The 11847-nt window shown below is 41.7% G+C and carries 12 protein-coding genes; 6 read left to right on the top strand and 6 right to left on the bottom strand.

Annotated features, from left to right (window positions below):
- Nucleotides 1-270 precede the first annotated feature (270 nt).
- Together QMG11_RS17275 and QMG11_RS17280 are read right to left on the bottom strand one after the other, a co-directional pair.
- Nucleotides 271-459, bottom strand: coding sequence for a hypothetical protein (locus QMG11_RS17275; protein ID WP_281837573.1), 189 nt, complete (start codon nt 457-459; stop codon nt 271-273).
- A gap of 394 nt (nt 460-853) precedes the next feature.
- Nucleotides 854-1153, bottom strand: coding sequence for a hypothetical protein (locus QMG11_RS17280; protein ID WP_281837574.1), 300 nt, complete (start codon nt 1151-1153; stop codon nt 854-856).
- Nucleotides 1154-1560: 407 nt separating this feature from the next.
- On the opposite strand from QMG11_RS17280, the gene polA reads away from it, so the two are divergent.
- The 6 genes from polA (at nt 1561) to QMG11_RS17310 (ending at nt 9505) form a co-directional block, all read left to right on the top strand.
- Nucleotides 1561-4290, top strand: a complete 2730-nt coding sequence (gene polA / locus QMG11_RS17285) for a DNA polymerase I (RefSeq protein WP_281837575.1) — start codon at nt 1561-1563, stop codon at nt 4288-4290.
- Nucleotides 4291-4304: 14 nt separating this feature from the next.
- Entirely contained in the window at nt 4305-5210 is a 906-nt protein-coding gene (gene whiA / locus QMG11_RS17290) for a DNA-binding protein WhiA (RefSeq protein ID WP_281837576.1), read from the top strand.
- Between the two features lie 12 nt (nt 5211-5222).
- Nucleotides 5223-6170 (top strand): bifunctional riboflavin kinase/FAD synthetase, encoded by a 948-nt coding sequence (locus QMG11_RS17295; RefSeq protein WP_281837577.1) that lies wholly within the window; start codon nt 5223-5225, stop codon nt 6168-6170.
- On the top strand, nt 6157-6831 hold the full coding sequence (locus QMG11_RS17300; protein WP_281837578.1) for a segregation and condensation protein A: 675 nt from the start codon (nt 6157-6159) through the stop codon (nt 6829-6831). Before QMG11_RS17295 ends, QMG11_RS17300 begins: the two co-directional genes overlap by 14 nt.
- A 106-nt stretch (nt 6832-6937) precedes the next feature.
- The gene (murJ, locus tag QMG11_RS17305; protein WP_281837579.1) at nt 6938-8398 is read left to right on the top strand and encodes a murein biosynthesis integral membrane protein MurJ; all 1461 of its coding nucleotides are present in this window, start codon (nt 6938-6940) and stop codon (nt 8396-8398) included.
- Nucleotides 8399-8419: 21 nt separating this feature from the next.
- Complete coding sequence (locus tag QMG11_RS17310; protein ID WP_281837580.1) at nt 8420-9505, top strand: AI-2E family transporter; 1086 nt, start codon at nt 8420-8422, stop codon at nt 9503-9505.
- A 112-nt stretch (nt 9506-9617) separates the two neighbouring features.
- Here the strand turns inward: QMG11_RS17310 and QMG11_RS17315 are convergent, their stop codons facing one another.
- The 4 genes from QMG11_RS17315 to QMG11_RS17330 all read right to left on the bottom strand — a co-directional run bounded on the left by QMG11_RS17315 (nt 9618) and on the right by QMG11_RS17330 (nt 11774).
- Entirely contained in the window at nt 9618-9839 is a 222-nt protein-coding gene (locus QMG11_RS17315; protein WP_281837581.1) for a hypothetical protein, read from the bottom strand.
- A gap of 130 nt (nt 9840-9969) precedes the next feature.
- Nucleotides 9970-10527, bottom strand: a complete 558-nt coding sequence (locus tag QMG11_RS17320; protein ID WP_281837582.1) for a hypothetical protein — start codon at nt 10525-10527, stop codon at nt 9970-9972.
- 293 nt (nt 10528-10820) lie between these two features.
- Complete coding sequence (locus tag QMG11_RS17325; RefSeq protein WP_281837583.1) at nt 10821-10958, bottom strand: hypothetical protein; 138 nt, start codon at nt 10956-10958, stop codon at nt 10821-10823.
- A 327-nt stretch (nt 10959-11285) separates the two neighbouring features.
- Complete coding sequence (locus tag QMG11_RS17330; protein ID WP_281837584.1) at nt 11286-11774, bottom strand: GNAT family N-acetyltransferase; 489 nt, start codon at nt 11772-11774, stop codon at nt 11286-11288.
- Nucleotides 11775-11847: the final 73 nt, after the last annotated feature.

Consider the following 11847-nt stretch of genomic DNA (forward strand, 5'->3'; position numbering starts at 1 on the left):
TCTCCAATAATCAAAGAAGTATTTTGAAAGAATTTGTTTTAAGGGTTTATTTAAAGAACTCATCCCTATATGGTATCAAACTTGCAAGTACAAAAAAAGCTGCCCGTAGGCAGCTACTTTTTATTTGCAGTTTATCCTCTAATTAAATAGCAAGAAAAAAACTGTCATATGAACTATCTATATAAGGGAAGGTGCTGATAATTCCTCTATCCATTTATAAATTGAGCAAAAAAATAAAAAGGGTTACAGGATCTTCCTGTAACCGTAAAATTAGAACTTTCTTATCATTCTGTCATAACATAGGAACTCATAACCGCTAAGTACGTCTCTGTAGTTGTAGAGAAGGTTTCTAGTATCCTCTAAGTTTATGATGGAGTCCTCATTAATAAGGTTCTCCTGGATATTTTTAAAGTGTTCCACAATATATACTCTTCTTTTTATTCTGTTAATAATACTCATATCTGCTTACCTCGCTTGTATCAAAGGGCATAATGCCCACAATAATCATTTGCCAATAAAAAAAACTACATAAGTAGTTAAAGTTAAGTCAATTGATTTGCAATGAGAGGATCACCCTCTCCGGAAATTGTTGCATAAATCGATGTACTTTCCCTTAACTTTCGGGTTGTGTAAAACATAATCTCTGGGAACGTCTTCCCCGGTTGTTAAAGATAAAATCTTACCTTATCTTCCGAACAAAAATCAACTTCATCCGGAAAGAAAACTAATTATAACACCCATATGACAAAAAGTCAAACACTTTTTATCTGCCAAGTGTCCTAAAAGCAGACTCCGAGCAATAGAGTACACAAAAGGAATGGAAAAATCCATCCCTTTTAAGTTTTTAAATCTTCTATTTTTTCTCGAATATATCCACCTTGGGAACCTCTATCCAATCCTCTGCTAACATAATATAGATAGAGACCTCTGAAAGGGGGAGCCCAGCCATATCCACAGCCTCCTCCTCTTCATCCTCCTCGAATTTTTCCAGCCAGAGAACTGTTTCCTCCACCCCGGGGTTTCGTCCCTGGGTAGTGGTGAAGTAGTAGTTGTCTGGAGTATAGAAATCCACATAACCGTTTTCATCGATATTTATACTGGTAACTTCCGTTTCAATAACAATTTCCTCATTCATTGTAAACTTTACTTTCATAAGAATCCCCCCTGTAAAGATCGTCCTCTCTTTATCTGGATTATAACTCTGAAGTATGGAGAAGTCAAAGCAGTATGTTCCAGGGACTATAGCTGTTCAGTCATATACTGGACTATAAGGGAAACAACTACAACTACAGTGGAGACTATAAACCCAAGGATCATAGGTGCACCCCCCCGATCTGAACCTCTACTGAGGGAAGGGGGAGCTGGAACCAGGAGGAGGTTTAAAGGGGAACCCCATCTCAGGGAAGTGAATATATGGGAGTTTATGGAGTATTTCAGGGAAAAAATAACCTGATATCCCTTCTTCCTTTGAAGGTCAAAAGAAATGGATGAAACCATTGATGACATTGAAACTACTGTGCTATAATATGGTGATAAATTATGGAAAAAAGGAGATAATCCATGAAGAAAGCAGTACTCTTAGATGTAAGTGCAATTATGTACAGAGCTTTTTATGCTCATATGAACTTTAGAACAAAGGGGGAGCCCACAGGGGCTATTTTTGGTTTTACCAATACCCTTCTTGCAGTAATAGATGAATTTAAACCAGATTATATAGGTGCTGCTTTTGATGTGAAGAGAAATACCCTGAAGAGAAGTGAGAAGTTTGAGGGATATAAGGCTGAGAGAAAACCCATGCCAGATGACCTGAGAGCACAGGTTCCAAGGATCGAGGAGGTTTTAGACGGTTTTGGTGTGGAAAAATATAAGGTAGAGGGACATGAGGCAGATGATGTGCTGGGAACCCTTGCCAAGAAACTCTCCGAGGAGGGAGTAGAGGTATATATCATAACCGGGGATAAGGACCTCTCCCAGGTACTGGATGAAAATATAAATATCGCCCTTCTGGGAAAGGGAGACGGAAAATCGAGATTTAAGGTACTCTCCACAGATGAGGATGTAAAGGAGCAGCTTGGAGTGGGGCCTACAGATATTCCAGACCTCTTTGGACTTATCGGGGATGCCAGCGATGGTATTCCGGGAGTAAGAAAGGTAGGAGTAAAGAAAGCTGTACCTATGCTTGAAAAATACGGGAACCTTGAGGGAATCTATGAGAACCTGGATAAGCTTGTGGAGCTTCCGGGAATCGGAAAGGGCCTTGTAAAGAATATAGAGGAGGACAGGGAGATGGCTTTCCTGAGTCGTGACCTGGCCACTATAGATGTAGATGTACCTCTGGACTACCACCTGGACATCATGTCCCACGGGATAGAAAATGATAAGCTCTACGCTCTCTTTAAGGAGCTGGAGTTCAGAGTACTCATTAAAAAACTGGGACTGAAGGAGAAGGCAGAGGAGGCAAAGACTGCTGCCCCTGCGGAAAACCATTCGGCTCAGCTGAACCTCTTTGGGATGATGGGAGGAGGAGCCCAGGCTCCTGCAGCGGAGGAAACTCCAGAGACTACCATCATAATAAGGGAGAAGACTCACTTTGATGAGATGGTAAAAAAAGCAGTATCGGAAGGCAGAGCAGCTATAATAATGGGAGAGGCAGGTATGGCTGTATCTCTCAAGAGGAGCTGCTACTATGTGCCTCTGCACCACGACTATATAGGGGCTAATAATATCCCTAAGGAACTTATGGTGGAGTTTCTTGCCCATGAGAAGGTAGAGTTTATCTCATATAAGTTTAAGGATATCCTAAAAGCAGGGTATGGGGTAAAAAATATCTCCTTCGATGCAATGATAGCTTACTATCTGCTCACAGCCCACACAAAGGAGGAGGTAGACCAGCTTATCTACAATGAAACTGGAGAGGAGCTTGAGAGCTACAAGGATGTCTTTGGTAAGGAGGAGCCTGGTAAGGTCGATATAGAGAAGATGGGAGAGTTTCTAATAAAGAGAAGCAGAGGAGTCTACGACCTGGCAGAGGAGCTGGAGGAGAGACTCAAGGAGGAGGATCTTACAAGCCTCTACAAGGAGATAGAGATGCCCCTTATGCCGATCCTTGCTCAGATGGAGATGACGGGAATCGCAATAGATCCAGCCTACTTTGAGAGCTTCGGTGAGGAGCTAAAGGTAAAGCTGGAGGAGCTGAAGAAGAGTATCTATGAGATAGCCGAAGAGGGGTTTAACCTAAACTCCCCTAAGCAGCTGGGAGAGATACTCTTTATGAAGCTCAACATAGACACAACTGGTGTAAAGAAGACCAAAACGGGATACTCTACAAATGTAGATGTTCTTGAGTACCTGAGAGACAGGGGAGAGAAGATAGCCGAGTATATACTGGAGTACAGGAAGCTGGCTAAGCTGAGCTCTACCTATGTAGAGGCTCTTCCTAAGCTTGTGGACAGGGAGAACAGACTGCACACTACATTTAACCAGACGGGAACAACTACCGGAAGACTTTCATCTTCCAACCCAAACCTTCAGAATATACCGGTAAAAACAGATGAGGGAATAAGGATAAGACAGGGGTTTGTGGCTAAACCGGGATATAAGCTCCTTGCACTGGACTACTCTCAGATAGAGCTGAGAGTACTGGCTGAGATCTCTAGAGATGAAAATCTTATGGGTGCATACAGGGATCACCTGGATCTCCACGCTCTTACTGCCCAGAGGATCTTCGATTTAGAAGAGGGGGAAGAGGTAACAAGAGAGCAGAGAACCATGGCTAAGATTGTAAACTTCAGTATCATCTATGGAAAGACAGCCTTTGGACTGGCTAAGGAGCTTTCCATAACCCAGAAGGATGCCAAGGAGTATATAGCCAGATACTTTGCCCAGTATCCAAAGGTAAAGGAGCTGGAGGAGAGCATCATAGCTGACGCAGAGGAAAAGGGATATGTAAAAACCCTCTTTGGAAGAAAGAGAAGAGTAGATGGAATTACAGCCAAGAACAACAATATAAAGAAGCAGGCTGAGAGGATGGCTGTGAATACAGTGATCCAGGGAACAGCTGCAGATATACTTAAGAAGGTAATGATAGAGGTAGCCAAGGTAATAGAGGGGAAGGATGATATAACTCTGAACCTGCAGGTACACGATGAACTTATCTTTGAGGTAAAGGATGAAAAAGCTGCAGAGTATGCAGAGATTATAAAAAAGGTCATGGAGGAGAGCATAAGCTTTGAAGGAGTGGAGCTTGAGGCAAATGTGGCCATAGGAAGTAACTGGGCAGAAGCCAAGTAAGTAAGGAGGCGATGATGTCATATACACATCAGGTAAAAGAGGAGATACTGAAGAAGCCTGTGGAATCCTCTGAGGAGAAGATGCTGGAAGTATTTGCTTTTTTAAAGTCAAAGAGCTCATTCTTAGAGGACAGGATAGAGCTAAGACTTGAAAATAAGGATCTGGCAGAAAGGGTCTACGGTTTTTTAAGGGAACTGGTGAGCCTAAAGATATTTATCAAGTACTCAACAAGCAGAAGGTTTGGAGAGCATAATGTATATATAATTACCATCCCCAGGCAGGCAGGGTATAATGCCTTTGTAGGCCTAATGGATGAGTATGAGAAGAAGGATTTTTCTGATATAGAGGCGGAGCTTCGTGGATTTTTGAGAGGGGTATTCCTTGGGTGCGGTTATATAAAATCTCCAGATAAGGAGTATGCCCTGGACTTCTTCATAGATGATGAGAGTACAGGAGAAAAGGTCTATGAGCTCCTAAAGCTCAAGGAGAAGAGGGTTTCTAAGACCAAGAAGAGAAATAAACACCTTGTATATCTGAGAAATTCAGAGGATATCATGGATATCATGGTGATGATAGGGTCCCTTCAGGAGTTCTTCAAGTATGAAGAGGTAATTATGATGAAGGAGCTGAAGAATAAAACTATCAGGGAGATGAATTGGGAGGTAGCCAATGAAACCAAGTCCCTGGATACTGGTAAAAAGCAGATAAAAATGATAGACTATATTTCAGAACATACAGGGCTTCAGAATCTCAGTTCCGTACTGGAGGAGGTAGCTAAGCTCAGGGTTAAAAACCCAGAGGCTTCCCTCACGGAACTGGCAGAGATGATAGGTATATCCAAGTCGGGAGTAAGAAACAGGTTCAGAAGGATAGAGCAGATCTATAAGGAGCTCGTGGAAAAAAATAAGTCACAGAACTGATAGCGAGGAATTATGAAGATAATAGACAACATATTTACAGAAGACATAAAGGTATCAAATACCTATGTGGCAATAGGTTCCTTTGACGGTATTCACCACGGACACAGAGAGGTTATACAGGGAGCAGTGAACAAAGCAAAGGAGAACGGGGGGAAGTCTCTAGTCTTTACCTTTGCCAACCATCCCCTAGAAATTGTAAATAAGGATATCGCTCCAAGACTGATAAACTCCAAGGAGGAAAAGATCCATGTGCTGGAGAAGCTAGGGGTGGACTATGTGGTATTTCAGCCCTTTGACAAGCAGTTTGCACACATAAGCCCCCTTGACTTTGTGGAGGATCTTCTCCACGAAAAGCTAGGAGCCAGAGAGGTATTTGTGGGATTTAACTTCTCCTTTGGAGAGGGGGGAGCTGCAAAGACCAAGGATCTCAAGGATCTGGGGAAGGCTGTTGGAATAGAGGTGAATGAGATAAAGCCTGTAAAGAAAAACGACCAGGTAATAAGCTCCACCCTCATAAGGAGACTCATAAGTGAAGGTAAGCTCGATGAGGTGGAGAAGTTTCTGGGATATCCTGTATTTATTATAGGAGAGGTAGTCCATGGAAAGAAGCTGGGTAGGAAGATGGGATTCCCCACTGCCAACCTGAGTATATTAAATAAGGTCTATCCTCCCTTTGGGCTCTATGGGGCCAAGGTAAGGGTAGAGGGAGAGGACTTTGAGAGGGATGCAGTGGTTAACATCGGGAAGAACCCCACACTGAAGCCAGGGGAGCAGAGTATAGAGGTCCATATCCTGGATTTTGATGAGTATATCTATGGAAAGAAGATATACCTGAAGCTCAAGAAGTATCTCAGAGAGGAGAAAAAGTTTTCCTCTATGGAGGAGCTGAGGGAAGCCATAAAAAATGATGTACTCATGTGGAAGGAGTATGTAAAAGAGGTAGAAGATGGAGGAAATTAAGTTAAAATTAGACAACTTTGAGGGACCTCTGGACCTTCTTCTTCACCTTCTACAAAAGAAGGAGCTGTCCATAGAGGAGATAGAGATATCTAAACTGATAGATGAGTATCTCCATGTAATCTCCAATGCCAAGAGGGACAGCCTGAATATAAAGGTGGAGTTTCTCATAATAGCCAGTGAACTGCTGGAGATCAAAGCTCTTTCCATCCTCAGCATGAGGGAGAAGGAGAAGAGAGAGGAGGAGCTTTCCAAGAGGCTGAAGGAGTATAAGTTCTTCAAGGAGATAAGTGAGAAGCTCAAGGAGATGGAGAGGGTATACAATAAGCCTTACTCCCTGGGAGAGGGAAGAAGGATAGTTAAAACTGCCAGCAAGGAGTTTGATATACGTACCCTTACCCTGGAGGGAATCTTCAAAGCCTACAGCAAGTATCTGGAGGACGAGGAGAAGGAGAGCCTCCATATAAATGTGGAGCAGAAGTTTACCATCAAGGAAGAGATAGATGGTATACAGGCCTTTGTAAAAAGAGCAAGGGTGAGTATCGGAAGTATCTTTGAGAGAGCTAGGTCCAGGATGCACCTTGTATATATCTTCCTTGCAGTACTGGAGCTCTATAAGAGTAACAGTATAGTTATCGAGGAAAGTGAATTAAAGTTTGTTTAGGGTGGCTTTGTCACCCTTTCTTAATATATAGTGAAATTAGAAACCCTTTAATTTCAGCAGATGAAGTCAGAAAAAAATTTAATTGAAGGGATGAAAGGTAGAAAAGATGTTTAAAAGCGGAATACTGGTAATGATGATAACCATGGCAAGCAGGGTATTGGGGTTGTTCAGAACAATTCTTATAGCCTACTACTTTGGAGCAAGTAAGTTTACAGATGCATATTTCAGTGCATTTAAGATAAGTAACCTGTTCAGGCAGGTACTGGGAGAGGGAGCACTGGGGACGGTATTTATCCCCCTCTACAATGAAAGGGTGCAGAAGGAGGGTGAGGAGAAAGGAAAGGTCCTCATCTACTCCATCCTAAATCTTCTCTTTGTAGTGACAACCATCTTGTCTCTTTTGACGGTGATATTTTCCAAGGAGATAATAGAGATTATAGTTCGGGGATACCCTGCAGAGACAAAGGAGATAGCTTCGGAACTTCTTAAGATAATGGCTTTCTATCTTCTCTTTATAGGGATGTCGGGAATGATAGCTGCGATACTAAATAACTTTAGGAAGTTTTTGATCCCAGCCAGCACATCCCTTCTCTTTAATATGGCTGTGATAGCTTCAGCGAGCCTTTTTGGTAGGAGGTTTGGAATAGAAGCTCTGGCAGCAGGAGTTCTCGTTGGAGGAATACTTCAGTTTCTTGTGGTACTGCCGAGCTTCTTTAAGATAGTCAAAGGATACAGCTTTAAGATAGACTTTAAGGATCCCTACCTTAAAAGGATATTTCTGCTGCTTATACCTATGCTCCTTGGAATATTTGCAAGGCAGATAAACTCAGTGGTGGATCAGTTCTTTGCTTCCTATCTGAAATCAGGGGGAGTAACAGCCCTTGAAAATGCTACGAGACTCTATAACCTTCCCCTGGGAGTATTTGGGATATCCCTGGCTACTGTTGTGTACCCTACAATGTCCAGAGCCATGGAGAGGAAGGATTTCGATCAGGTAGAGGATAAGCTTATTAAGGGGATGAATATACTGATGTTCCTTATACTGCCATCTATGGCGGTATTTACAATGTATTCTGTAGAGGTAATAGAGCTGGTGTTCTCCAGGGGAAGGTATAGTCCAGAGGCAATACTGGTAACATCCCAGGCCCTTCTCTTCTATTCATTGGGGCTCTATTTCTATACGGGAACCCACTTAATCAGCAGGGCCTACTATGGAATGAAGAATACCAAGGATCCGGTAAAGTTTTCTATAATTTCCATCCTTATAAACATATGTTTAAATGCCCTTCTTATAGGACCGCTGAGGCACATGGGACTGGCTCTGGCTACAGCTGTGGCTTCTGGAGTAAACTTTATCCTGCTTCTTATCTTCTTCAGGAGGAAGTACCTGAAGATAGATATAGGAAGGGTAGGAAGGTTTACTGGAATGGTAGCAGCAGCAGTTGTGATATCCATATTGGCGAGCTTTTTCATAGAGAATACAATTTTAAAGCTTGTGGCATTTTCAGCTGTCTATCTGGGAGTGTGGGCTATTCCTTTAAAGAGAAGGGGAGTAGAGATATTTTAAATGGAAGTGGAGGTTGATTCTATGAATATACAGGAGCAAACAAGGAGAGTTGTGGAGCTTTCCCTGAAACTGGGAACCCTTATGCTTCTTGTAGTCTGGAGCTTTAAGATAATACAGCCCATGCTGCTCATAGGAGTATGGGGGGCAATAATAGCTATAGGAGCTTATCCAGCATACACCAGGTTGATTAAGATCTTTAGAGGAAGGGAGGCCTTGGCAGCAGTGAGTATGTGTCTGGCTCTCATTCTTATCCTTCTACTGCCAGTGGGGATGCTCACAGCTAATGCGGCTAAGTCCCTGGAGGGGCTGGCAGGGCTTCTGGAAGCTGGTAAGGTGGTAATCCCACCTCCAGGAGAGGAGCTAAAGGAGATACCGGTAATCGGGGAAAGCCTCTATGAAGGCTGGTATATGGCCTCTACAAATATGATGGAGGTTGTGAAGTATGCCCTTCCCCACATAAAAAGTATGGCTCCCAAAGTTCTGACCTTTGCAGGGAATATGGGAGTGAGTGTATTTCAGACTATAATTTCCATAGTGATGGCTGGAATATTTTTACTCTATGGAAGGGGGGCCGGTCGGGTATCTGAGAAGGTATCGAAGGTCCTACTGGGAGACTATATCTCAGATTTTACAGGCCTTGCAGCAGGAACCATAAGAAGTGTTGTGCAGGGGATAATAGGTGTAGGTGTAATCCAGGGACTTGCAGCTGGTATAGGACTGAGTCTTGCAGGGGTTCCAGGAGCTGGGATATGGACTGTATTAACTATCTTTATATGTGTGGTACAGCTGCCTCCGATGATAGTTCTGGGCCCTGTAGCAGTCTATCTATTTGCTACCGGGAGCTTGCTAACAGCTATCCTCTTCTCAATATGGGTACTGGTTATAACCTTCGGTGATACACCTCTCAGAGCTATGCTCTTTGGAAGGGGACTGGAGGTTCCGAGCCTGGTTATCTTTGTGGGAACCATGGGAGGAGTCCTGAACTGGGGGATAGTGGGACTATTTGTAGGAGCAGTAGTTCTGGCGCTAGGCTATAAGTTTGCAGAGACCCTTATAACCACTGAGATGGGTGAGGAAGAGCAGGATACTGAGATCGTGAAGGAGTAGAGGAGCTTTTCCCTTTCATTAAAGGAGAATAGATTTAACTTTATAGTGAAAAGATTAAAAAAGGAGTAGTACTACTACTCCTTTTTTATGTAATATAGATAGCGATTAATCTTTAGTGTTCAACTATGTGATCTAAGTATTCCTTTAGTTCCTTTTCAGTGTCAGCAGAGGCTATGAGGTGGTTTTCTGGGTCTAATAACCTATAGGGTTTTGAATCTCTACTTAAAAATTTAGTTCTGTGATGCTGAATCTTCCAGTCATTTTCAGTATATGTAGTTTCCCAAAGGAAACGTCCTTTAAAGGTTCTGTTTCCATAAAGTTTTTCTAATGACATATCTTAACCTCCTTCCCATAACGACTCCTTTTTAAACAATACACTTCATTTCTTAAAAACATCTTAAATGAAGAAATCTGTAATATTTCAGTGATATAAGAAGGAGTAAAATATAGATGTTTTATGCTTTTTAAGATTGGTTAACAGCCCAAAGTTTGTAACTAAATATGAGAGAAAAGATTTGATAGTATCCATCCTCCTCTGTTGCAAAACGTGTATTATACTCGTATTTCATAATCTCATAGAGGAACTCGAGGTTTACTTTATTATTTGAAAACTCCCTTCCTATTCCAAAGGCACCGTAGAGACCTCCATCTGCCCCCTTTACGTCTGTTGCATCTCCAGCCTTGGCAAATGCCCAGCCAGCTCTTCCAATTAAATACAGATCACCCCTAACTTTATATTTCCCCACTAGATAGAGAGGACTTGTACTATGACCCTCATAACCATTACTTCCATTGGCAGAATTATGCCATACAATTCCCAAGCCATATCGAAGTGAACTTTTATAATGTACTAGAGCCTCTAGACCAATACTTCCTCCTGGATATATTCCTGTAGGAGTGTGCCCCTCAGCATCTACTGAAAGTTTCCTGTATAGATCTAAACCAAGCTTCAACTCAAGCTCCATTGAATAAGTTAAGGTGGAAACTATCGATAAAAAGGTAATTATAAATAGTCTTTTCACAGTTACTTCCTCCTTCTTGCTTATTTATCTAGCTTGAATATACATGATATTCTGAATAATTCCTCCACATAACCTCAAGATGAGCAAGATGAAAAAACTCTTAATCTTCTCACCTCTCATAGAAAAGATACTAAGTAAGGACATTTAATATAAAGCAATAAAAAAGAGCCCAATAGGGCTCATGTTTATATTTGACTTAATTTAGTAAAGGGGAGTATATCTATAACTCTGCATAAAAATCTGCATATCTTTCTATATTTTTATTCATATCCTCCCTCTCTGCCTCCCACTCCTCAGGGGGTTAACTGATTAAGTTTCTCTAGGGAACTTTTCATGGGTTTGATGATATCCCTAACTTCATGGTACTCAAAATCTCTCCCAAAGGATAGGGCACCGATACACAATACACCTAAAACTATTATTTTATTCATCCACTGTTTCCTCCTTTTTACTGTTTCTATGGTTTTATTTTATAGAAGAACTTTGACAGGGAAGTGACTGGGGGATGAAGAATTACTTCTAAGTGGTGTCATTATCCTGTCACAATAAAAGGTTATGTCAGGATTTTAATTTTAAACAAAAAAGGTGAAGACGGGGGCCTTCACCTTTTTCTGGGAGTTTTTACGAAATATCTTTCAACTGTTATCTACTACACAGATATAATACTGCTCTTCTGTGTATTTTCTATGTCTTTCTCATAATAATTTATGGGCTAATCTTTAATTTAGGTTTTGCTTTATTTGAGTTTTAATAAGTTGCTAGAGCTCTACCCAATACCTTCTTGTCCCCTCTACGGAGTTTTCCAGCACCCCGCCATTTAATCTTATAACCCCCTGGGAGCCTCTATTGTCCTCATCACATGTAATAAGAATCTTGTCCATTCCCTCGTTTCTGAGGATCTCTAAGCACATACCTAACATCTTCCTCCCATATCCGGCCCTACGGTAGTCCTTTCTTATATAATACCCAATATTTCCTCCACGCTTGAGGAGATGGTCTGTCAACGTTCTCCTCACCTTTATTATCCCCACAGGCCTTTCCTCAGCATAGAACCAATAGATAGTCTGGGGAACCCTTCCAGGTTTGAGATCTATTCCCCTTGCCTCATCGTGTCTTTTCTTGAGAAATTCCAAAAAATCTTCCTCTGAAACTTGGTCCATCATAAAGCCAGCTTCCTCACCATTAACATCCATTATTAGTTCATAGATCTCCTGGGGTTCATCCAGAGTCAATTCCCTTAAATACATTTTCACTCCCCCTTTTACAGTGTTTTTTGAATAGTATTTTATTCCAATTAAAATGTCAAGGGATCTCTTTAAT

Origin of the sequence: Propionigenium maris DSM 9537 (genome assembly GCF_027925155.1) — a bacterium.
GTDB lineage: Bacteria > Fusobacteriota > Fusobacteriia > Fusobacteriales > Fusobacteriaceae > Propionigenium > Propionigenium maris.